The following is a 22,883-nucleotide window of genomic DNA, read 5'->3' as shown; positions in this document are numbered from 1 at the left end:
GCCCGCCGGGCTCAATTGATCTTCTTGTAATAGACCTTGCCGTCGGGCTGCTGGATACGCTGATAGGACGGGTTGGGGCCGGGAGGCGCGACCTTGCGCTTGAACGAGGGCTCCCCGTTTCCGGCGCCGACGCTTTCATCGACCGCTGAAGCGTCCGCCACCGTGGTGTTGCCAGCCATGGACGGCTCCGTCGGGCCGGGCGCCGGCTCGCTGGCGGCGACCGGCTGGCCTTGCTCCAGCTTGGCGATATTGCCGTTGATCTGGCCGAAATTCGCCTGCAGCTGGCGGTCCAGCGTCTCGAACCGGCTCTGGAAGCCGTTGTTGACGGTATCGATGCGGGCGCCGATGCGCTGCTCGAACTGGCCGAGTTGATCAAGCCGCGCCTCCATCGTCTTGAGGTCGTTGACGCCGCGATAGAGATAGACCGCGGCCGTCACGTTGACGAAGGTGACAAGCAACGCGCCGACCGCGATGACGCCGAACATCTTGGCCCGGCTGGGCGTTCCCGGGGCGGCCTCCCGGTGAACGAGTTCGATTGCCGGAACGTCCGGCTCGCTGATCATCGTCATTCAACCACCACCTTTGCGCCCACCGCGACGCGTTTGAAGAGATCGATCACATCGGTGTTCGTCAGCCGGAAGCATCCGGACGTGCCGTCGAAACCGACGCCCTTGGGATCGTTGGTGCCATGGATGCGATAGAGCGTGTCGTGCCCGTCGCGCGACAGATAAAGCGCCCGCGCGCCGAGCGGATTGTAGGGACCGGCCGGCACCATCGCCGGCAGTTCCGGCTGGCGCGCGCGCATCTCCTTGGGCGGACGCCATTCCGGCCATTCGGACTTCGAGGCGATCTTGACCGTTCCGGTCCAGCCGAAGCCGTCGCGGCCGACGCTGATCTGGTAGCGCAGTGCTTGGCCCTGGCCGGTCACCAGATAAAGCGCCTTCTCGTTCTTGCGGATGATGATGGTGCCGGGTTGCTCGCGGGTCTCGAAGGTGACCGCCTTGCGCAGGCTTGGGCCCATCGCGGGCAGGGGAGGCAGGCTCGACCCGGCCATCGCCACATCGCAGGCCGACGCCAGCGTCAGCCCGGCCAGGCAGGCGCCGGCTAGATGCATCACGGCGAAGCGCCTAGCGCTGGGCATTGTCCAGCCGCTCCTTGAACATGCGTTTCAGGTCCTTGTTGAAGCGCGCGCGTCCGTCCACTTCGGAAGGCAGGATGGCGCGGTTCAGCGCGTCGGCCAGAAGCGCGTTGTCCAGCGCCAGCGACTTGATGTGCGGCGCCTTGAAGATCTTCTCCAGCTCGCTGCGCGAGAAGTGGTTGCCGAACCATTTGCGCTTGTGCTTGTTGGCGACCAGCGTGATCGAGACGCCATTGCCGCGCAGCTCGCGGATCTTCTTGTAGAGCCGCTTGCCTTGCCTGAGCGAGGCGACGTTGAGCTCGAAGACGATGAAGATCTCGTCGCTCGTCCTGAGCACCGCATCGTGCCACGGCGTCTCGATATTGGGCAGGTCGATGACGATGTCGTCGAAGCGGTAGGCGACGAGATCGAGCAGCCGGAAGACGAAGTCCGAACCCTGCGGCTCGAACGGCAGTTGCGGCCGCTCGAAGGAATAGAGCGTGAGGCCCGACGGCCGCGCCAATTTGATGACGTCCATGAGCTCGACGTCGAGCCGGTCCGGCTGGCCGATGATGCCGGAAAGGTCGAACTGGTTGAACTGGTTGAGATAGGCGCCGCAATTGGCGCTCTGGAAATCGAGGTCGACGAGGCAGGTCGCGGCCGCGCGCTCGGCCGATTTCGAGGCGAGGTGCTCGGCCGCCGAGATCGCCAGCGTGGTGGCGCCGGCGCCGCCGCTGGCCGCAATGAAGGTGATGATGCGGCTCTTGGTGCCCTGGTTGCCGGTGTCGTGGAAGGTGACGGCGTTGAGCAGCTCCTTGGCGTCGAGCGGCTTGTGCAGCCAGTCGGACGCGTTCATGCGCACCAGCACGCGCGTCTGCTCGGAGGTGAGCTCGTCCGAGATCGCGATCAGCGGCACCGAGGCCCAGGCCGCGCGCGCCTCGACGATCGCTGGATTGCCGAGCAGCTCGCCATTGCCGAGATCGAGGATGATGATGCCCGGCCGGCTGTCGGCCGGCGGCCCCTTGAGGAACTCCGCCGCGTCCGAAACCTTGACGTCATAGATCGCCAGCGCGTCGAGCCGCGTGGTGACATCGCGCTTGAAATTTGCATCGCCGGAAAACAGCGCCACCTGCTTTCGCTTGGTCGGGAGAACTCTGGTGTCGATGGCGTTCATGGCCATGTGCTCTTCAAATCTTCACCCGTTACAGTACTCAGCATGGAAGGCATGGTGATGGTGTTGAACCCGAGCAATGCGCCCAGGAAGAAGAACTGGAATTGATGGCCGACGATGCTGACCGTGATGGTCGGGACGGGACCGTTGGGTCGGGTCCAGTAGCCAAGGCCGGAAGCCTGGTATTGGATACGGACTTCGGATTTCTTGAGCATCGGCAAGAATGTCTGCATCCCGGCACGGGTAGTGCTGCCACTGAAGATCAGATCGAATGCGGACTGGCTCACGTTGAGGTTTTGGCAGGTGGCGCCGGTTCCACAGATACAAGAGGCAACTCCTGCGCTGTTGGCGGTGCAGATGTAATTATAGGTGTTTAGCGGAACCGCTGTGCCGACTTTGGTCAGGTCGCTTTGTGTCAACGTCTCGGATGAGAGTCCGCTGGCAACGGGCGCGGAAATTTGTGCCAACCGAGCCCCGGCCTGCACCGCTTTGTTCGCCGCATTCCATTGATAGAAAGCGTATCCAAAGTCGACGAAGCCAAGCAGGAGAGTCAAGAGTAGTGGCATTGCGATAGCCGCTTCGACCATCGCCGCCCCCGACTGGCTGCTCCAAAATGTGTTGCGAAGGATCACCATCCGAAGACACGCTCCTGATGCGCCACGCTGAGCGTGAGGTCACCAAAGCCAAGATAGGACCAGAATCCGACGTCAGGATAGGTATATGCAGTACTGACCGTCACCACGTCGACGGTGCTCTTGCTACTGAGATAGATCTCCGTGGGGGGAGTGGTCGTCGCATCGACCGCCGCAGTGGATATCTTTGTAATGATAACTTGTGCTGGAAGCCAACCGATCACCCTGGCGCTGGTGCCGTCAACGGCGCCATTGGCCGCAAGCTTTTGTGCCAGCCCCTTGCAAGTGTCCCAATCGCCACTGCAGCGCGCCATGTAGCGAGCCGCATCCTCGACGCCGGCCTCAAGCAGCAGACGCGTGTTCAAGATATTGGAGAATTCGAACACGCCGGCTGACAACAGGAGCACAAAAGGTGCAACGATCGCCATCTCGACCAAGGCTGTGCCGTCCTGATCGCGCCTGAACAGTTGGACGATGTGTCGGAGCTTGGTCATGAGGCTCACCGGTAGAGTTGTGCTTCGTTCCGGAGAGCCTTGTCGAGCGTGCCATTGCCAAGCGGACCGTCGACATCGACGATTTCGAGGCTGATCGGCATCTCGGCGCCGGTGCCGTCGGGGTCGGCGTTCGGGTCAACCTTGGAGACTGGAGCGTTCACGAAAATGCTCGCGTAGCCGTCTGGTTTCAGTTGTGTGTGGCCGTTAATTTTGGCCGCATTGGCAAGGCAGTCGACGATGGCCAGATTAAGCAGCCTACGATCAGGGTCGACAGTGGGGCTGTCGCCCTTGAAGCAAGACGGCGTCCCTCTTTCATTCGTTGGCGCCTTCGATTTGTCCCCAACCAGGCCATTGGCTATTTCGTATTTGTAGAGGTCATACCGGGAGGCGGGCCGAGTTGTATCTCCGGTCGGATAGCTCGTGCTTGGAATATTTGGGACGGCCGCGCCCTTGTGGTTAACGCTCCAATACTGGGCATAGAAAGTCGACGCATTGGTGATCTTGTCCGAATACCCCTTCGTAGAGTTGTAATTGGCTCCGGGAGGGAGCGGCAGTGCCGATCCATCAGTAACTGGATCGTATTTGTTACAGGTGTTGCTCTTTTGGCCCTTGCGCACATTGCTCGCCGGTCTGTAAGCCCAATCTTTGTTGTATTTGTTCAGAGAGCCGCTATAGAGATCAAAGCGGACGTTGAGCCCGCTATTGACTTGACCCAGAGTCACGCCGGTCTTGGTCGTAATCCCGTTCCGATTGTAGCAGGTGCCGGCGGTTCCCATTGCGATCGCATCGCGCAGTGACTGCAGGTTGTTGTCGAGAAGGCCGAAATTTCCAGGACCAGGATTGTTGTCGACCTTTAGGATACGGAACTCGCGGCTGTAGGTGTCCCCGTCTGCGAAGGCCTGCTGGATCGTCTTGCTGGTAGCGGGCGTGGCAGTCTCAAACGGATTGCACATGAACAGCGGCACGGTCTCGCAAATGGACTGATTGAAGCCTGCCACCGCCTGTGGATTGATATCCATGGTGTCGCTGGCACCGAGGAAATTGGCTGGAAAAATCGTCGCGAAGGCCCCCGCACCGTCAGCCAAGCCTGAAGGGTTCACCGTCACTTCCGCGAACGACACAGCCTTTGGATCAGTGCTGGCCCAGTTCACGCCGTTCGAATCGACACCAGCGGCGCTTAGTCGTGTGTTGTCGCTCGCCGGTATTCCAGTCAGATAGGTTACCGTTACGTCGGACAAAGCGAGTTGGTGATCGCCCGCTGTCGAAAAGAGCGTCCGATTGGCGAGAAGATTGGTTACGGCCCTATTGGCCCTAGCGATGCTATCCGATCTGCCGTCGAGCTCCGCCGCCGCGGCTAGCGCCAGCGCATCGACACCTTTCTGCAGATCGTTGTGAAGTCCGTTGGCCCGGCTCATGTCGATCGCCAGTAAGGCAAAACCGACAAGCACCGGCAGCATGATGGCGACGAGGATCATCGCTATACCGCGTTGATCGCTCCAGAATTCACGAATGGTCCTCAACATGATTTACTCTCTGTTCCATTCGTGCCAGGCGTCCTCGCTCGCCTGACGCACCGCATCCTTCTGTTACTTCGCTGCGCTCGTCTCGCTCGATGGACCGACCGCCATGCTCGCAGTCGGTGCTGACCCACCTGGCAGAAATTTGTATTTGTGCACCACGGCAACCGACCTGGCGCCATTGCCTTCGATCTTCGTGTTGTTCGAAGCCGGGTTGTACGGATCGACGGTCTGCAGCAGCTGATTGGCCTTCTGCGAGTCGCCCGAGGCCAACGTCATCGTGTCGTAATTGTTCAGATAGTCGGCTGCGCAGCCTGCGAGCAGGCTGGTGCCGAGAAGAGCGAGCAGGAGCTTACTTCTTGACATAGACCAGCTTGTCCTTCGATTTCACGTCCAGCATGTGGCCATAGGGCCCGATAATGCCCTCGCCATGCTCGTACATGCGGATCATGTCCTTGTTGACCTCGAGCTGGCCGAGCAGCATGAGCTCCGGATCATTGGCGGGCTTCGTCTTGTCGAAAGGTGTCGCCAGTTGCTCTCCGGGCTTCACCGGCCGCACCAGATGCGGCGTCACGATGACAACGAGTTCCGTCTCTTCCTTCTGCGTGCTCGAATTGTGGAACAACGCGCCGATGATCGGCACTTGGCCCAGCCACGGCACCTGGTCCTGGAGCCTGGTGTTTTTGCTCGAGAGCAGGCCGCCAACGGCAAAGCTCTGACCGTCGCGCAAATCGACCACGGTTGCCAGCTTCCGATTGGTAAAGATCGGATCACCGGCCGGGGTGAAACCGGTTAGGTCGCTGACTTCCGGCGCCAACTTGATATGGATCTTGCCGTCGTCGAGCACGACCGGCGTGAAGTTGAGATTAACGCCGAACTGCTTGAACTGGATTTCGATTTCGCCCTGGCTGTTCACGCTGCGGATCGGCACTTCGCCGCCGGCGTTGAAGCTGGCTGTCTCGCCGGAAACCGTGGTGAGATTAGGTTCGGCCAGCAGGCGCACGACGCCTTTTGATTCCAGCGCCTCGATAATCAGATCGACCTTGATGTTGCTGTCGATGACACGGGTGATTAGCGCTCCGAACGGGTTGCTGTTGGACAGCAGACCTGTCAAAAGATCACCGGGGCCAAGCACCACGTTGTCCTTGTCGACAGCAGCGATTCCGGTGCCGGTTCGAGTCGTGCCTCGGCTATTCCTGCTCCTGATCGATACCCCAAGATCGCGGCCCGCATTGCGCTTGGCCTCCAGGATGCGAACCGAGAGATTGACCTGCTCACTGTCGTCGATCGTGACAGCGTTGATAATGGCATCGGGGCCGTATTGCTGGGTCACTTCCACAATGGATGCCAACGTCGCGGCATCCTTCACGTGGCCGCTCAGGCGGACCTTGCCGTTGATGGATCCGATCTCGATACGCGCCTTCGGCGCCACCTGGCGAATGGCCCCCGCCATGTCGCTGACATCCTGACCGACCTCGATCTGGATCGCCCCAAGCGAGCGCTTGTCCTCGGAGAACAGGTTGACGGTGGTGGTGCCGACGGTCTTGCCGATGATGTAGAGCGTCTTGTCGGTCATGGGCTGCGCGTCGGCGATCTTCTCGTCGCCGACGACGATGTCGCCCAAGGTGGCGTTCACCTGGATCGTGGCGGATTGGGAAACGGGTACGAACACGCGGTGCAGCGACGGGCTCGAGACATCGATAAATCGATCAGCCGCTGCAGCCGGATAATGCAGTATCGCCGATACACCCACCAAGGATAGCGCGGCCGCCACTATCCTGAACCAAAACCCCTGCATTCCCCGTCTCCCCAATTCGCTGCTTGTGACAGCCCGCCGCGCCGACCCTCGTCAGTCTTGTCGCGGCACCTCGTAGGTTTCCAATTTGACGCCCCGGAACACGCCGACCGTCGCCTGCTTCGGCGGCTCCGGCTGGACGTATTTGATCACTTCCTTCACTTGCTGCTGAGGTGCGGCGGTCACGACCGTGGCCGGCTTTGCCTTGCTCATCTGGTCGATCTGGCTGCCGACCCGCTCCACCGCCTTGGCCAATCCGTCGATCTTTTCGTTGGCCTGCTTGCGCGCTGCTTCCTCGGCGGCCTGCTTGTCGAGCTCGGCCTGGCGCTTGGCGACATCCTCCGGTGTATCGCCGGTCAGGTCGGCCAGCGTGACCCTCTCGTTGATCTCGCCCTTGCTACCGGCAGCCTGGCGCAAAGCCAGCGACAATTGGCCGGCACCCGCTGCTAGTGTCAGCTTCTGGGCGTCCTTCGTGCTTACTTCTACTGTGACCGCTTTCACCACTTGCGGATTGTCTTTGGTCGCGTCCGCGACCTGGTCTACGGCAAGCACCTTGACGCTTTGTAGCAGGACATCGACGAAACTCTTATCGGCGCCTTCGTTGTCGCGAACCGTACGGCTCAGCAGGACATCGACGCGGTCACCGGGGAAGACGAAGCCGGCGACGCCGAGCACGTCATTGACCCGGATGGAAACGGCCTTCATGCCCTCGTCAAGAACGGCCGAAAGCGTGGCGCGCTGGCCAGGCCCGGTAATCTTGGTGGCGAGAACCGGTTCATTGGCGCTGATCGATTGCAGCGCCTGGCGCGCACCGTTGCCGGCCATCGCCTCTTTGACTGTCTTGAACGCCCCTGCCGGCACAGCTCCTGCCGGCCATGCGATTTCGCGCAATTTATCTGCGCTCAAGGCGTCGCCAAATTTCAGGGGCACTGCCGCGACCACAACGGTGCTCGCCGACACGCCGTTAGCTTGCGCCAAGGCATTGCGCTGACCAGCCAGCCAAATGTTGACGAGCACAACCGCCAGCACGCCGAATATGCCGGCAAGCACAATCATAATGAGTGTATTGGCGCGCATCAGCCCACCCCAAAAAGGCCGGTTGCCCGGTTAAATCCCCTAGTAATTATAAGCACAGGCCCGAGCTTGACTCGGGCCTGTGCTTGGAACGAACGATCAGTTGCCCGTGCCAGCGGCTGCGTCGCAGGCGCCGATGCCCGAGTTGTCCATAGCCGTGCACAGGCCTGTGAAGCGGCCAGTGACCCAGAGGCCGATCGCGATGATCGCCAGGATCGATGCCGCGGCGATGATGCCGACCAGAATTGAATATTCGACCATAGCAGCGCCGTTTTCATCGTCGCGGAACTGCCGGGCCATCGCCATGAGCATGTTCATGCCAATTTCTCCCTTTGGAGGTTGAACCCGACGAGACGAGCCTAAGGATGAACTCCATACCCAAGCATCCCCCGTCACGTTCAATCCTTGTCCCGCGAAAAAGCCGAGTCAAACGGATTAACAGTCCCTTAACCTTTCAATACTCGATTTGAAGGATCCTGAGCTTCCACAACGGCTTGATTCGCTTAATTTTTCAAGCGATCTTAACCATTCATTCACAATTCGGCCATGCCTTCGGCCAGAGGCTGCCACATTAGGAATATGACATATTCCTTTATATTAGGGGGCTTAGCGGAGCTGGGGGCAAACGTCTTAGGACTTTGGTCCGCCATTATGAAGCAAGCAAAAAATAAAACGATTTATCAAATCGCGATTTCTTAACTATGTCGCAAGTAATACCTCTGGTGTGTCCTTCAGGCCGCTTGTGCCCCTCGTGGTTAACGCTTAGTTTCGACCCTGGGAAATGTAAGGGGGTAAGCGGCATGCTAGGTCGCTTCATCAAAGGGCCGAATGAACAGAAGACGCCGCTGGCCGCGGTCGCCGTTGCTGTGTCAAACGGAGCGCCTACTGCTCCCACGGCCGAAGGCGAACCACAAGGCGACGATTTTCTGACCCTCAAGGTCGAGCTGCATCGCTATCTCATCGACCGTTTCAACCTGACGGCGCTGGAAAGCGCGACCAAAGACGAAATCTTGGACGAGATCCGACCGATCGTGCGTGAGTTCGTGCGCAGCCGCAATGTACCCCTGAATGCTCGCGAGCTGGATCAGCTGACCAGCGACACGGCTGATGAGATGCTGGGTCTCGGTCCGATCGAGCCTTTGCTCAAGGACGATTCAATTACCGACATCATGATCAACACCCACGAGCGTGTCTTTATAGAGCGTCGCGGCGTGATAGAACAAACTTCGATTCGCTTCCGCGACGAGGGGCATCTGCTTCGGATTATCAACAAGATTGTGTCTAATATCGGCCGTCGCGTTGATGAGTCCTCGCCTATGGTCGACGCCCGTCTCGACGACGGATCGCGCGTCAACATCGCCGTGCGACCGATATCAGTCGATGGCCCGCTGGTGTCGATCCGCAAATTCTCGAAAAATCCTTATTCGCTGGAACGCTTGATGGCGTTCAATTCTATCCGCCAGCCGATGATCGACATGCTGCGAATTGCGGTGCAGGCACGTAAGTCGATCCTAGTCTCGGGCGGCACCGGCAGCGGCAAGACAACGCTGCTCAACGCGCTGTCGAGCTACATACCTGCAAAGGAGCGTCTGGTCACCATCGAGGACGCAGCGGAACTGCAGCTGCAGCAGCCGCACGTCGGACGTCTGGAAACGCGCCCGCCCAATGTCGAGGGCAAGGGTGAGATCCGCCAGCGCGAGCTGGTGAAGAATGCGCTGCGCATGCGGCCCGACCGTATCATCGTCGGTGAGGTGCGCGGCGAGGAGGCCTTCGACATGCTGCAGGCCATGAACACCGGCCATGAAGGCTCGATGACAACCATCCACGCCAACACGCCTCGCGACGCCATCTCCCGACTGGAGCAGATGGTTGGCATGGCGGGCATGCCCATGTCGCATGAATCGATCCGCGCGCAGATCGCGTCGGCCATTGACATCATCGTGCAGACACAGCGCCTATCCGATGGCGGACGACGGGTGGTTTCGATTTCCGAGATTACCGGCATGGAAGGCAACGTCGTCCAGCTCCAAGAGATATATCATTTCATTAGGCGCGACGTTGCCGCCGACGGATCGATCATTGGCGAGTTTCGAGCGACGGGGGTTCGTCCCCGCTTCGCTTCCGAGGCCGCGACGCTCGGTCTCCACTTTGGCAAGGATGTGTTCAACCCGCAGGTTGCGTTGTGATGCTGACTAGCCAGGCACTTCTCTATTTTATTTACGTGCTTGCGGCCGCCTCGGTCATCCTCGGTGGCGAGGCATTCTATTTATCTCTGGCCGGCCGGCGCTCGCGCTTCGTGGCGGTCAATCATAGGCTCCGTCGCCTTGCTGATGACGCGCCGGCCGACCAGACTTTGAAGACCCTTCTGCGTGAAAGAGGGCTAACAGACTCGGGAGACTTCGTCTCCGGTTTTGTTTGGTTGAACAGACTATACACCCAATCGGGCGTCACAGGAAATCCGGTCACATTCGCCGCTTCTTTTCTTCTTGCGGGCTTCGCGCTGGCGCTCCTGCTGTGGTTTCTCCTGCGCCTTGCCGCGCCCGCAGCCTTCATCATTGTCATCTTAGTTGGTGTCGTATTGCCGCTTCTTGTTTTGAAGCGTGCCCGTGGCAAGAGAATTCAGAAGTTCGCTAGGCAATTGCCTGATGCATTGGACATGATAGTTCGCTCATTGCGCGCGGGACACCCTGCCACGGTCGCGATCGGGTTGGTTGCTCGCGAAATGTCGGATCCACTTGGTACCGAATTCGGCATCGTCGCCGACGAAATCACTTTCGGGCTGAGCATGGAGCAAGCCGTCAGAAAGCTATCTGAGCGGGTCGGGTTCGAAGGGCTACATCTACTAACGGTTTCCCTCTCGATTCAGTCAAAAACGGGCGGCAATCTCACAGAGGTTCTCGCAGGTCTCTCGTCGGTCTTGCGCGAACGGCAGAAACTAAGAATGAAAATTCGGGCACTCTCCGCAGAGGGTCGCGTCTCAGCTTGGATAATCTCTCTATTTCCACTTGTGATGTTTTTGATCTTGCAGCTAATTGCGCCGTCTTACTACGGAAAGATTTGGGGAAATCCGGTAATATTCCCAGTTTTCACCATCTTCGGCGTATGGGCTTTGCTTGGCGACTACATCATGTATCGGATGGTTACCTTTGATTTTTAGGAGGGAGACATAAACCTTTTCTCGAACACTGATGATCTGACTTTTTTAGTTTCCCTTGCTGTTTTCTCGGCAGCAGTGGCGCTCTTCCTCTTCGCCGCGTTCGTTTTCATGCCGGCAATACAGACCCGCCGGCTCGTTGCAGAAAGCTTAATGGGCGAGCCCGCGGTGGACCCACGATCGATTCTCGGCCAGGATCAGCGCGCGAGGCTCGCAGCGCAGAAACCCGTCGATGCCTATTTCACTACGCTCGAGAAGGAACGCAATGAACCAAATGCGCTCGAAGCCAAGCTGTTTCGCGCTGGATTCTATCAAGCCAGCGCGCCTCTGATTTATACATTGAGCCGGCTTGGGGCCGTCTGCATAGGGTTCCTCGCGGTCTATGGGTTGCTCTCATGGGTGATCCCGCCGAGGCTCCCAACCTTTATTCCAATCGCTGGCGCGGCCCTTTTCGGCCTTGCCTGTATCGTTATTCCCAGCATCATGCTCGATCGCTTCGAGAACGCGCAAAAACAGATCTACCGGCGTTCGTTCCCCGATTTCATGGATATGATGATTACCTGCGCCGACGCTGGCATGAGTCTGGAAGCAGCGGTCGAGCGCGTAACTCACGAGTTGGCAGGCAGTCACAAATGGCTGGGCATCCAGCTCTCGATCATGAACCTGCAGCTCCGAGCCGGCAAGCCGCTCCGCGAGGCGCTGCGCGAATTGGCAGACCGCATAGGGTTGGAGGAGGCGAAGGCCCTGGCGGTGCTTTTCCGGCAATCGGAGGAACTTGGCACCAGCTTGACAGAAGCTTTGCGGGTCTACAGCGCGGAAATGCGCAGCCAAAGGATATTGCACGCTGAAGAGCGTGCCAACGCTTTGCCGGTGAAAATGATGATCCCTTTGGGCCTTTGTATTTTCCCGGTGGTGCTTATGGTCATCATGCTGCCGGTTGTCATTCGCATGAGAGGCATTTTCTTCTAAGTCGTCATATGATTATCTTCTAAAGCAGAGTCGGGGACTCGTGGGACACACAATGACGAAACGCCTCGCAGTCGCGGCCAGCCTGCTGCTGATCTTCCTGGCAGGTTGCCAGACGAACGATTACACTGGCGGAGTCGTGCGCACCAATGAGCCGGCCAAGGGCGACTACACAGCTTTTGGCGATACCTTCGATGGGCTGAAGACGATCAGCGATGTCGACTACTACGCCTCCGACCAGGCGATCACCGAGGCCAAGACCCAGTTCCGCTCCGAAAACTACGGCAATGCCGGCGCTCTGTTCTATAAAGCGACCAGGCTTGCCCCGAATGACGGCGTGGCGTGGCTCGGTCTCGCCGCCTCCTGCGATCGCATAAGGCGCTTTGATCTTTCTGATATGGCGTATGCAAAGGCATACCGGCTGCTTGGTGCAACGCCTGAGTATTACAACAATGTCGGCTATTCCTATCTGCTGCGCGGCAAGCTGCAGGATGCGCGCAGCAACTTCCTCAAGGCTTATGAACTGGCGCCAAACGATCCGACCGTGGCCAACAATCTGAAGCTGCTGTCGTCCAGCGTGCGCAACATCGAGCGGTCATGAGCCTTCTGCTTGGCGCTTCGCTGCTGCTCAAGGCATTGGCCATTCCAATGCTTGCCAGAGTAGCCTGGATCGATTTCTCCACTCAGAAAATCGCCAACCGTGACGTTCTGCTGTTGCTTTGCCTAGGACTCGGCTCCCTGCAACTTCTATCGGTTCAGGCGGGGTCGTGGTGGGATATGGGGCTGAGCGCCATTGCTGGCTTGACCCTGTTCATCGTGCTCTTTCCGTTCTGGACTATGCGAAAGGTCGGTGCCGGCGATGTGAAGCTGATGGCCGTCACACCGTTCCTGATCGGGGGTAGTAATCTTGCGGCCTTTTCGTTGTTGCTGCTCGGTTTTGCAGGCGTGATAGTGGTTTTGGTCAGGAATCCGTTTCTGTTGCCGGCAGGACTATTTCGCCACTACGTGCAGCATCTCGACCGCAAGGGCGTTGTTCCCTTCGGGGTGCCGATTTCGGCGGCTGCAATTTGCACAATCGCTTTTCAGATCTATGTCAGCGTGATGATAGCGAACAGTTCCGGGATTTTGCAGCAGCTCAACTGAGCTTTGCTCCCTCAAAAACCCGACGTTTGCTTCTCCACCAGCTTCAACCGACCCTTCTCCACCCTGAAAAACGGCATCGACCTTTGGCTCGAGCCGTCGCTGCGGAAGCGAAACAGGCCGGTCGAGCCGCGGAAGCCGGTTGTGTTCTCCAGCACCTGCTTGTTGAAGCCGTCGGGGCCGGCCGCGCTCGCTATGCCCGCGCTCAGCGCCACCATGTCGTAGGCGTAAGCGACGTTGACGTCGGGCTGATACTTGTAGGTCGCCTTGAAGCGGTCGGCGATCGGCCCGGTCTCGCTCTCGTCGAGCGTCGCGATATAGGCACCCTCGTAGAGCGGATCCATCGGGCGCTCGAGCCAGCGGTCGGTGCCGATCAGCGTCACCGTCTTGCCCGGAATGCCTTTCGCCTTCAGCGCCGCCAGCACCGCGACAGGGCTGCCGCCGCCGCAGGCGACGACCACGGCGTCGGGCGCCTCGACCAGCGAGCTCATGTCCGACACCACCTTGGCGCCGCCGTCGGCCGGCGAATAGGGCAGCGTCACCGCAAGCGTGGCGCCATAGATGCTGAGCGCGTTGGCCACCCGGGATTCGATGGCGCTCGAGTCGGCGCCCGCCGGCACCATCAGCACGAATTTCCTGGCGCCCTTGCCGGCGATTGCCGCCGCGCCCGCCGCCGCGCTATCGGCCTCGCTGAGCCGCACGGAATAGACGCCGGGGCCGCCGGCGAAATTGTCGGCCAGCGCCAGCACCGGCGGCCGCTTGGAGCCGGAGAGCTTGGCAAGGTGCTGCGCGGCCGCAAGCTCGGACGGCCCGATGACCGCCTTCGCCGTGCCTGAGGTGATCGCCTTCACCGCGAGGTCTTTCGCGTAGCCGCTGTCGCCGCGCGTATCCTCGATCGTCAGCGTCAGAAGCTTGTCGCCGAGATCGGCCATCGCGAGGCGCGCGCCGTCATACATCTTTCGGCCGTTCTCGCCCGTGCTGCCGGGCGCCGAAAGCGGCAGCAGCATGGCGACCCTGGTCGGCCCCGTGCCGAGCGTCAGCTGGGCCTTGGCGGCGGCGACCGAGGTCGGGCCGCCCGAAGTCGCGCTGCCAAAAGTCTGGCCACTTGCCTGCTGGGCGGGCGCCGAGGCGGCGCCCGCCTGGCCGGCGGGTGCCGCGATCGCCGATGGATCGAGCACGTCCGACGCGCCGCTCTTGGACTGGCATCCGGACGCTGCCGCCGCAATGGCAAAGGCCAGGGCCAAGGCTCGCCACCGCTCGCGTCGGAGATCAGTTGTCAGCATCCCGCCGGCATGCGCGGCAGCCGGCGGCGTGGTCGCGCAGGCGTCCGCCTCCACCCTGGCTTTCATCGTCGTCATTGCAAACGGTCGGCGCGGCGCACGCCCGTCAGCTCAGTGCATGTACTCGACCATGCGGTCGTGGAAGCATTCGCATTTGTTGAGCGTGTCTTCGTCCTTGTAGTTCGTCTTGAGGTAGCCATAGGCCATGCCGCAGGCGACCTTGGCTTCCGAGGCCCAGACGAAAGCGGGACGCGACGAGTTGATCCATTCCGGGCTGTTGGCGACGGCGACCGATTCGTCCATCAGCTTCACCACGTGGTCCTTGAGCTCGACCATGTTGTCGGTCAGCACCAGGTCCGACGTGCCGACGGTGCGGCAATAGTTCACCGCCGGCTCGCCGATGATGTCGGCGGCGAAGCACGTCGACCCGGCGAGCAGCAGCGCCGTGGCCGAAGCCAGCAATCTTGCGGAATGTTTCATGTAAGCCCCTCTTCGAATTGCGAATTCATGTGTTGCTTATGCATAGCATGGAAGCGTGGCTTTGCGCCACGCCCTTAAACCACGTTCGCCGTTGTCGTGTGCGTATGCGCACCGTCATCGTAGAGCAGCGTGATCGTGTTGGCGGCGGGCAGATTGGTCAGTTGCGCAACGTCGACGAAGTTGGTGCCGCCGGTCACACCGTTGACGTCGACGCTCAAGGTTCCGGTCGCCTGGTTGTAGTTCACATAGTCGCCGATGTTTTCCGACCCTGTCTTGAACAACGATGTCAGGTCGATCACATCACCTTCGCCACCATTGTAGTCGGTGATGAGATCCTTGATGTCGATGTGGTCGAGCTTGAACGTGTCGGCGCCGCTGCCGCCCGTCAGCGTATCCTGGCCAAGACCGCCAACGAGGGTGTCGTTGCCGCCCCCGCCATTGATCGTGTCGTTGCCGGCGCCACCGGCGAGATAGTTGTTACCGGCGTTGCCGAACAAGAAGTCGTTGCCCGCGCCCCCGATAAGCCCTTCTATGCCAGTCAGGCTGTCGCCGGTCGCGTCGCCGCCGCCAATAGTGCCGGCCGCGGGGTTGTTGAACGTTCCCGGCGCGCCGGATGCGTGGCCATCATCGGCGAGGTGGATGGATACCGCCGCCACGCTTCCGGTGTAGTCGGCAATATCGGTCCCGGCTCCGCCCGCGATCGTGTCGGTATGCGTGCTCCCGGCGATCACATCGTTCACCGTTCCAGCGAACCCGTTCAGAGTATAGTTGCCGCCCGAACCCGCAGCCACCTGATGGATGTCCAACCCTTGGATGGCACTCACGTCGCCATCCTTATCGACCGCGCTCACCTGGAAATGGTAGTTCGAATCGCTCGGCAGGATCGTCTGGGAGATGCCAACGCTTTCAAGACGCAGCTTTGAGCCTGGATCGCCAGTGATCGAGATCACGTTGAAGTCGATTGATGGGTCGATGATGAGGTGGCCATTCGTGAGAGTTGCCGTGCCACTTTCCGTCTGTCCCGTCCCGGTATTCGTCGCCGTCCAATGCACTGAACCGGAGCTGTTGTTGCCGGCAGTGAAATCGAGAGCGCTGATATAGCGAGGATTGAGCGTAGGAGCGTCATTTCCGGGTGTTCCGGAGGTGTGAAATTCCATGGTGAAGTTTTCACCATTTTCGACGAACTGGTCGCTCACACCGAAGCCTTGTGTGGAAGAATTGACACCGTTTCCGTTGCCGGTGAATTCCACCAGGCCGTCAGGTGTCTCAAGGAACGGAGTCGGACCACCCGCGCTCAAGCCCGTCAAGGTTTGAGTCACGCTCGTCGCCGCTTGCGGCGTGATGAGGTCGAACTCATACGTGCCATCCGGCCTAACCGTAAGATCGAAGACCTCGGTTGCACCCGACATCGCGTGGAGGACGGTTGTACCGTCCGCCGTGTGTGACGTCGTGTAGGTGATACCGGCAATCACGGGCCCAGTAATGTTGAAGTGATCGAGGCCGTCGGCACCTGCCGAAATTGAGAACAGACCGCTGACGGCTCCGACCTCGTTCGGGATCGTGCCGGGGGTGAAGGAGCCGAGAGTTGGGCCGTCGTCATGGAAGTTGAGCGAGTTGCCGATGTTGAGCGTCTGTGAAGCCGTGTCGCCATCGGCGTCGGTCACCGTAGCCGTCAGCGTCACTAGGCTGGCCGCCGACAGCGTCACGTTGTCATCCGGATTGCTGGCGTTTGGATGCACCACGGCGCGCTGTTGGTCGAGCGTGACATTGCCCGAGGCGTCGGTCGAGACCGTGAACACGATCGCGCCACCCGGGCCGGCCCGGCCGACCACTTGGCCGCCCTCAAGACTCAGCACCACCGCCTGGCCAGTCGCCGTGTCGGTCAGTCCAGTCGCTCCGGCATTGAAGCCCACCGTATAGGTCACTGTTCCGGCACCATCGGCGCCGAAGCTTGACGTGAAAGCGCCGGCGAAGCTCTTGCTATCGTTGACCGCCAGATTGCTTTCGTCCACGGTCAGGGAGACGGCTATCCCGCTCAGGGCCATTGAGGGGCCGTCATCGAGGAAGGTGACGGCGCCGCCGATGTCGATGGCGCCGGTGCTGGCGGTGTCGCCGTCGGCGTCCGTCACCGTCGCCGTCACGGCGATCTTGCCGGCAAGGTTGAGCGCGTCGTTGTAGGCGGCGGCCGTCGAGCCGTCGACCAGGTGTTCGAGCGCGACGTTCTGCACCACCGTCAGCTTGCCGTCGGAGGCGATCGACACGGTGAAGGCGGTGTGCGTGCCGCCGGCATCGGTATACTGGCCCTGCACCGTGGCGCCGACCTGGACCAGCGTGATGGCATGGTCGCCCTGTGCCGTCGCAAGGCCGGAGGCCGCGTTGGTCACCGACAGCGCGTAAGCCGTCGTGCCGGCGCCGTCGGCGCCGTAGTTCGAGGTCAGCGTCACGATCGCCGCAGCGCTCGTGGCCGTCATGATCGCCGGGTTCAGCACGCCGTCCGCCGTCGGACCGTTGCTGGTCTCGTCGAGCGTCACCGAGCTGCCGACCACCGCGTTGGTGATCGAGGGGCCGTCATCGAGGAAGGTGACGGCGCCGCCGATGTCGATGGCGCCGGTGCTGGCGGTGTCGCCGTCGGCGTCCGTCACCGTCGCCGTCACGGCGATCTTGCCGGCAAGGTTGAGCGCGTCGTTGTAGGCGGCGGCCGTCGAGCCGTCGACCAGGTGTTCGAGCGCGACGTTCTGCACCACCGTCAGCTTGCCGTCGGAGGCGATCGACACGGTGAAGGCGGTGTGCGTGCCGCCGGCATCGGTATACTGGCCCTGCACCGTGGCGCCGACCTGGACCAGCGTGATGGCATGGTCGCCCTGTGCCGTCGCAAGGCCGGAGGCCGCGTTGGTCACCGACAGCGCGTAAGCCGTCGTGCCGGCGCCGTCGGCGCCGTAGTTCGAGGTCAGCGTCACGATCGCCGCAGCGCTCGTGGCCGTCATGATCGCCGGGTTCAGCACGCCGTCCGCCGTCGGACCGTTGCTGGTCTCGTCGAGCGTCACCGAGCTGCCGACCACCGCGTTGGTGATCGAGGGGCCGTCATCGAGGAAGGTGACGGCGCCGCCGATGTCGATGGCGCCGGTGCTGGCGGTGTCGCCGTCGGCGTCCGTCACCGTCGCCGTCACGGCGATCTTGCCGGCAAGGTTGAGCGCGTCGTTGTAGGCGGCGGCCGTCGAGCCGTCGACCAGGTGTTCGAGCGCGACGTTCTGCACCACCGTCAGCTTGCCGTCGGAGGCGATCGACACGGTGAAGGCGGTGTGCGTGCCGCCGGCATCGGTATACTGGCCCTGCACCGTGGCGCCGACCTGGACCAGCGTGATGGCATGGTCGCCCTGTGCCGTCGCAAGGCCGGAGGCCGCGTTGGTCACCGACAGCGCGTAAGCCGTCGTGCCGGCGCCGTCGGCGCCGTAGTTCGAGGTCAGCGTCACGATCGCCGCAGCGCTCGTGGCCGTCATGATCGCCGGGTTCAGCACGCCGTCCGCCGTCGGACCGTTGCTGGTCTCGTCGAGCGTCACCGAGCTGCCGACCACCGCGTTGGTGATCGAGGGGCCGTCATCGAGGAAGGTGACGGCGCCGCCGATGTCGATGGCGCCGGTGCTGGCGGTGTCGCCGTCGGCGTCCGTCACCGTCGCCGTCACGGCGATCTTGCCGGCAAGGTTGAGCGCGTCGTTGTAGGCGGCGGCCGTCGAGCCGTCGACCAGGTGTTCGAGCGCGACGTTCTGCACCACCGTCAGCTTGCCGTCGGAGGCGATCGACACGGTGAAGGCGGTGTGCGTGCCGCCGGCATCGGTATACTGGCCCTGCACCGTGGCGCCGACCTGGACCAGCGTGATGGCATGGTCGCCCTGTGCCGTCGCAAGGCCGGAGGCCGCGTTGGTCACCGACAGCGCGTAAGCCGTCGTGCCGGCGCCGTCGGCGCCGTAGTTCGAGGTCAGCGTCACGATCGCCGCAGCGCTCGTGGCCGTCATGATCGCCGGGTTCAGCACGCCGTCCGCCGTCGGACCGTTGCTGGTCTCGTCGAGCGTCACCGAGCTGCCGACCACCGCGTTGGTGATCGAGGGGCCGTCATCGAGGAAGGTGACGGCGCCGCCGATGTCGATGGCGCCGGTGCTGGCGGTGTCGCCGTCGGCGTCCGTCACCGTCGCCGTCACGGCGATCTTGCCGGCAAGGTTGAGCGCGTCGTTGTAGGCGGCGGCCGTCGAGCCGTCGACCAGGTGTTCGAGCGCGACGTTCTGCACCACCGTCAGCTTGCCGTCGGAGGCGATCGACACGGTGAAGGCGGTGTGCGTGCCGCCGGCATCGGTATACTGGCCCTGCACCGTGGCGCCGACCTGGACCAGCGTGATGGCATGGTCGCCCTGTGCCGTCGCAAGGCCGGAGGCCGCGTTGGTCACCGACAGCGCGTAAGCCGTCGTGCCGGCGCCGTCGGCGCCGTAGTTCGAGGTCAGCGTCACGATCGCCGCAGCGCTCGTGGCCGTCATGATCGCCGGGTTCAGCACGCCGTCCGCCGTCGGACCGTTGCTGGTCTCGTCGAGCGTCACCGAGCTGCCGACCACCGCGTTGGTGATCGAGGGGCCGTCATCGAGGAAGGTGACGGCGCCGCCGATGTCGATGGCGCCGGTGCTGGCGGTGTCGCCGTCGGCGTCCGTCACCGTCGCCGTCACGGCGATCTTGCCGGCAAGGTTGAGCGCGTCGTTGTAGGCGGCGGCCGTCGAGCCGTCGACCAGGTGTTCGAGCGCGACGTTCTGCACCACCGTCAGCTTGCCGTCGGAGGCGATCGACACCGTGAAGGCGGTGTGCGTGCCGCCGGCATCGGTATACTGGCCCTGCACCGTGGCGCCGACCTGGACCAGCGTGATGGCATGATCGCCCTGCGCCGTCGCCAGGCCCGAGGCCGCGTTCGTCACCGACAGCGCATAAGCCGTCGTGCCGGCGCCGTCGGCGCCGTAGTTCGAGGTCAGCGTCACGATCGCCGCAGCGCTCGTGGCCGTCATGATCGCCGGGTTCAGCACGCCGTCCGTCGTCGGACCGTTGCTGGTCTCGTCGAGCGTCACCGAGCTGCCGACCACCGCGCCCGAGATCGTCGGCACATCGTCCGTGATGTTGATCTTGATGGTCGACGTGGATGTATTGCCAAAGCTATCGGTCACCGTGAACGTGAACACGTCCTGCCCGGGCTGCACATTGGGGCCGTCATTGCCGGCCGGCACATTCGCTTCCGGCTTGGTCAGCGTATAGGTATAGGTGCCGTCCGCGTTGAGGTGCAGGATGCCGTATGTGCCATTGATGTTCGTGCCGACATTGCCGCTCACGTCACCGCCGATATCACCGGCCTGAACACCGGTCACGGTTGCTCCGTCGGGGTCCGAGAAGGTCAGCGTGCCCGTCGTGGTCTCCGAGCCGTCGCCCGCATGCGAGCCGTCCACCGTCCCTGGGCCGAGGTCGCCGGCCGGCGGCGTCGTGTCGATGCCTGCTTCGTTGACCGCCGCAACCTCCGCCACCACACGCGGCTGGCTGCCGGTCACCTCGATCGTCAGCGTCGCCGGCGAGGTGTCGCCGTCACCGTCGGTGATCGTGTAGTTGAAGACGTCGGTGCCGGTGGGCGTATTCGGGGTGGCCTGATAGCTGTAATCGCCATTGGTATAGACCGTCAGCACGCCATGCGCGCCCGTCACAGTCGTCACGCCGTTGTTCGTTACCGCACCCGTCCAGGTGATCGACGCGATGCCGTCGGCGCCCGCCGTGTCGGCCGCGCCGGTGCCATGGGTGCTGGTGCCGGTCTCGACATTGCCCGTCACCGTCTCGCCGGACTGGGCGGCGTCAGTGTCGGCCTTCGCCGCCGGCACGTCGTCGATGACATTGATCACCAGGTTGCCGGAAGCGGGCTGGCCATCCTGATCGGTCACGACGATTTCGAAGCTGGGTGTGGCTTCCGTGTTGGTGCCGTCGCCGCCCGTGGTGCTGTGATAGTCGGTCGTCAGTTCGTAGCTATAATGGATCGTGCCCGCTCCGGTGGCGCTGTTGTACTCGTACCACGCGCTCACCGTGCCGCCCGTAGTCGGGTCCGTGAACGTCGTCGGATTGCCCGAATCGCTCGACAGCGCGTGGCCGCCCAGCGAAACGGAGTTCACCCCATCCTGCGAGGTAAAGCCGATCGTGCCGCTCGTCGCGTTCGAACCGTCATGGAGCGTACCGCTCGCCAGGCCTGCCTCGTTGACGACCGCGCCATCAGCGCCTGCGGCCGGGATGTCGCCGAGCTTAGGTGGCTCGTTGCCGATATTGATCGTCAGCGTGGTGCTCGACTGATCGCCATCGGCATCAGTCAGCGTGTAGTGGAACACGTCCTCCACGCCGCCCGGCGTGTTTGCCGCGCGCGTGTAAGTGTAGCTGCCGTCCGAGTGCAGCAGCAGGGTGCCGTACTGGCCGGCGATCGAGACGCCTGCGTCCGTCACCGTCTGCGCCGAGCCGGCACCGTCCTTGCCGTAGGCCGACGTCACACTGGCGCCGTCGGCGCCCTTGACGTCGGCGCCCGCGGCGTTGCCGTCGCTGCCGGCGCGCGGTAATGACATTGCCGTCGATCGGCGCATGTGAGCCCGCGGCCACGGCATCGGTGTCGGCGTTCGCCGTCGGCACGTCGTCGACGATCCGGACCGAGAGCGTGCCGGGAAGCGAGACGTCGCCGTCCGAGTCGGTGACGGTCACCGTTATGTTGTCGAAGATGGAATCGGTGCCTGCGCCGGGGTGAGGCTCGCTATGCAGCAGCGTATAAGTGTAGCTCACCTGGCCGGTTGCCGGATCGTAGCCGTTGATGGTCAGCGTGTTGCCGAGCGGCGTCGTGATCTCGATCGGCGTCGTCCCGCTGTTGGTGAGCGCGGCTGCCGAGATCACCTGGCCGTTGATGTCCACCGAGCCGATGCCGTCGGGCGAATTGATGGTGAAGGTGCCGGTGTTGTGCTCTGACGGGTCGTTGTCGACAGCGGCACTGGTGCCAGCTTCGCCGGACCCCGTTGCGCCGGCGGTCTCCAGGCCCTTCTCATCGACAGTGGTGTCGCCGCCGTCGACCGAAGGCGTCAGGTCGAGGATCGTCGGCGTGGAATTCTCGCGCACGAGACCCGGGAACAGGTCGCGATGCTCGGGTTGGCCGAACGCCAGGTCCGTCGGCGGCAGCAGGGCGGTGAGGCCGAAGCCGTCGCCGATGCCGCCGGCAGGCTGTTCGAAATTTCCGCCCGCGCTGCTCGGCGAGCCGTTGCCGCCGGCCGAGATCGAGCCGTCGGCGCCGAAGGCGACATCGACATGGCTGGCCTCGAGCGCGGCGATCAGGGCCACGCGCGGCACCTCGACGTCGCCCAGGATGAAGGTCGGCACGTTCAGCGCGCCGTCCTTGATGACGATCTCAGATCCGTCGGGCTGCACCAGCACCAGATTGTGTCCGTCGACCTTGATGTTGTCGATCGAGACATTGGCCGGGAGCTTCACGACATTGCCGGCTTCGGCGTGATACTCATGCGGAACGTTCGTAGCCGCGGCATTCGCCGCCGGCGCGTTTCCTGCCGGTGCGTTTCCTTGGGCGGCATTGGAAGCCGGAGCATTGGCGGCCGGCGCATTGGCGGCGCCCTGCGCCGGCGCGCCGCTGCCGACATCGACCGGCACGGGCTCGCTCGCCGCCTGGCCGGTGGTCGCCTGCGCGATCTGGACACCCGTCGAGATTTGATTTTCAGCGGCGCTGGTATGCTCGTCCCAGGAATTTGAAACGGCGTCGAATTCGATATTGGTCGTCATAGCTAAAGCCCCTCCGGCATTTCCCGGAAAGAGACATGGCAGGCCCGGACTTTGCAACAGACCTTCAATCTATTTCATATACTCGAATATGTAGAGAATCGCATTTTTTACACTTGGTAAATCGCGTTGATATATCCGGATATGCATGATCTTAAGGAATGCTGGATCGGGTTCGGCGCGCCGCGCCGGTTCGGTAAATGAAAGTATAAATTTAAATAAAATTTGATAGAAAATAGAATAGA

Annotated in this window: 19 protein-coding genes; 5 read left to right on the top strand and 14 right to left on the bottom strand. The window is 62.0% G+C overall.

Translation table 11 applies throughout. The features are described from left to right. Positions 1-11: 11 nt before the first annotated feature. The 10 genes from ACVMIM_RS28855 to ACVMIM_RS28810 all read right to left on the bottom strand — a co-directional run bounded on the left by ACVMIM_RS28855 (position 12) and on the right by ACVMIM_RS28810 (position 8,118). On the bottom strand, positions 12-569 hold the full coding sequence (locus tag ACVMIM_RS28855) for a hypothetical protein (RefSeq protein ID WP_476116088.1): 558 nt from the start codon (positions 567-569) through the stop codon (positions 12-14). Further along, positions 566-1,141 carry a L,D-transpeptidase gene (locus ACVMIM_RS28850; protein WP_476116086.1) on the bottom strand — a complete coding sequence of 192 codons (576 nt, stop codon included), beginning with the start codon at positions 1,139-1,141 and terminating at the stop codon, positions 566-568. The genes ACVMIM_RS28855 and ACVMIM_RS28850 overlap by 4 nt, the downstream gene beginning before the upstream one ends. Further along, positions 1,128-2,291: a CpaE/TadZ family protein gene (locus tag ACVMIM_RS28845; RefSeq protein ID WP_476116085.1), complete on the bottom strand. Its 1,164-nt coding sequence runs from the start codon at positions 2,289-2,291 to the stop codon at positions 1,128-1,130. Before ACVMIM_RS28845 ends, ACVMIM_RS28850 begins: the two co-directional genes overlap by 14 nt. Further along, positions 2,288-2,923 carry a TadE/TadG family type IV pilus assembly protein gene (locus ACVMIM_RS28840; protein ID WP_476116083.1) on the bottom strand — a complete coding sequence of 212 codons (636 nt, stop codon included), beginning with the start codon at positions 2,921-2,923 and terminating at the stop codon, positions 2,288-2,290. The genes ACVMIM_RS28845 and ACVMIM_RS28840 overlap by 4 nt, the downstream gene beginning before the upstream one ends. Continuing rightward, the gene (locus tag ACVMIM_RS28835; RefSeq protein ID WP_476116081.1) at positions 2,917-3,414 is read right to left on the bottom strand and encodes a TadE/TadG family type IV pilus assembly protein; all 498 of its coding nucleotides are present in this window, start codon (positions 3,412-3,414) and stop codon (positions 2,917-2,919) included. Before ACVMIM_RS28835 ends, ACVMIM_RS28840 begins: the two co-directional genes overlap by 7 nt. Positions 3,415-3,419: 5 nt before the next feature. Next, positions 3,420-4,937, bottom strand: coding sequence for a TadE/TadG family type IV pilus assembly protein (locus ACVMIM_RS28830; RefSeq protein WP_476116079.1), 1,518 nt, complete (start codon positions 4,935-4,937; stop codon positions 3,420-3,422). A gap of 63 nt (positions 4,938-5,000) precedes the next feature. Next, positions 5,001-5,297: a hypothetical protein gene (locus ACVMIM_RS28825; protein WP_476116078.1), complete on the bottom strand. Its 297-nt coding sequence runs from the start codon at positions 5,295-5,297 to the stop codon at positions 5,001-5,003. After that, positions 5,284-6,729, bottom strand: a complete 1,446-nt coding sequence (locus ACVMIM_RS28820; RefSeq protein WP_476116077.1) for a type II and III secretion system protein family protein — start codon at positions 6,727-6,729, stop codon at positions 5,284-5,286. The genes ACVMIM_RS28825 and ACVMIM_RS28820 overlap by 14 nt, the downstream gene beginning before the upstream one ends. A 51-nt stretch (positions 6,730-6,780) precedes the next feature. Next, positions 6,781-7,803, bottom strand: a complete 1,023-nt coding sequence (cpaB, locus tag ACVMIM_RS28815) for a Flp pilus assembly protein CpaB (protein WP_476116075.1) — start codon at positions 7,801-7,803, stop codon at positions 6,781-6,783. A gap of 96 nt (positions 7,804-7,899) precedes the next feature. Next, the gene (locus ACVMIM_RS28810) at positions 7,900-8,118 is read right to left on the bottom strand and encodes a Flp family type IVb pilin (RefSeq protein ID WP_476116073.1); all 219 of its coding nucleotides are present in this window, start codon (positions 8,116-8,118) and stop codon (positions 7,900-7,902) included. A 482-nt stretch (positions 8,119-8,600) separates the two neighbouring features. On the opposite strand from ACVMIM_RS28810, the gene ACVMIM_RS28805 reads away from it, so the two are divergent. The 5 genes from ACVMIM_RS28805 to ACVMIM_RS28785 all read left to right on the top strand — a co-directional run bounded on the left by ACVMIM_RS28805 (position 8,601) and on the right by ACVMIM_RS28785 (position 13,063). Then, positions 8,601-9,986: a CpaF family protein gene (locus ACVMIM_RS28805; RefSeq protein ID WP_476116071.1), complete on the top strand. Its 1,386-nt coding sequence runs from the start codon at positions 8,601-8,603 to the stop codon at positions 9,984-9,986. Beyond that, positions 9,986-10,957, top strand: coding sequence for a type II secretion system F family protein (locus tag ACVMIM_RS28800; RefSeq protein ID WP_476116069.1), 972 nt, complete (start codon positions 9,986-9,988; stop codon positions 10,955-10,957). Before ACVMIM_RS28805 ends, ACVMIM_RS28800 begins: the two co-directional genes overlap by 1 nt. Before the next feature lie 150 nt (positions 10,958-11,107). Next, positions 11,108-11,923 carry a type II secretion system F family protein gene (locus ACVMIM_RS28795; RefSeq protein WP_476116067.1) on the top strand — a complete coding sequence of 272 codons (816 nt, stop codon included), beginning with the start codon at positions 11,108-11,110 and terminating at the stop codon, positions 11,921-11,923. Positions 11,924-11,975: 52 nt separating this feature from the next. Then, complete coding sequence (locus tag ACVMIM_RS28790) at positions 11,976-12,521, top strand: tetratricopeptide repeat protein (protein ID WP_476116065.1); 546 nt, start codon at positions 11,976-11,978, stop codon at positions 12,519-12,521. Continuing rightward, positions 12,518-13,063 (top strand): prepilin peptidase, encoded by a 546-nt coding sequence (locus tag ACVMIM_RS28785; protein WP_476116063.1) that lies wholly within the window; start codon positions 12,518-12,520, stop codon positions 13,061-13,063. The genes ACVMIM_RS28790 and ACVMIM_RS28785 overlap by 4 nt, the downstream gene beginning before the upstream one ends. Before the next feature lie 11 nt (positions 13,064-13,074). Here the strand turns inward: ACVMIM_RS28785 and ACVMIM_RS28780 are convergent, their stop codons facing one another. The 4 genes from ACVMIM_RS28780 to ACVMIM_RS28765 all read right to left on the bottom strand — a co-directional run bounded on the left by ACVMIM_RS28780 (position 13,075) and on the right by ACVMIM_RS28765 (position 22,641). Further along, positions 13,075-14,418, bottom strand: a complete 1,344-nt coding sequence (locus ACVMIM_RS28780) for an ABC transporter substrate-binding protein (RefSeq protein WP_476116062.1) — start codon at positions 14,416-14,418, stop codon at positions 13,075-13,077. Positions 14,419-14,451: 33 nt separating this feature from the next. Further along, entirely contained in the window at positions 14,452-14,820 is a 369-nt protein-coding gene (locus ACVMIM_RS28775) for a hypothetical protein (RefSeq protein WP_476116060.1), read from the bottom strand. Between the two features lie 74 nt (positions 14,821-14,894). Beyond that, the gene (locus ACVMIM_RS28770) at positions 14,895-21,272 is read right to left on the bottom strand and encodes a DUF5801 repeats-in-toxin domain-containing protein (RefSeq protein ID WP_476117406.1); all 6,378 of its coding nucleotides are present in this window, start codon (positions 21,270-21,272) and stop codon (positions 14,895-14,897) included. Beyond that, positions 21,181-22,641 carry a hypothetical protein gene (locus tag ACVMIM_RS28765; protein WP_476116058.1) on the bottom strand — a complete coding sequence of 487 codons (1,461 nt, stop codon included), beginning with the start codon at positions 22,639-22,641 and terminating at the stop codon, positions 21,181-21,183. The genes ACVMIM_RS28770 and ACVMIM_RS28765 overlap by 92 nt, the downstream gene beginning before the upstream one ends. Positions 22,642-22,883: the final 242 nt, after the last annotated feature.

The organism is Mesorhizobium sp. USDA 4413, assembly GCF_056280365.1.
This window is presented reverse-complemented; position numbering and strand designations above follow the sequence as displayed.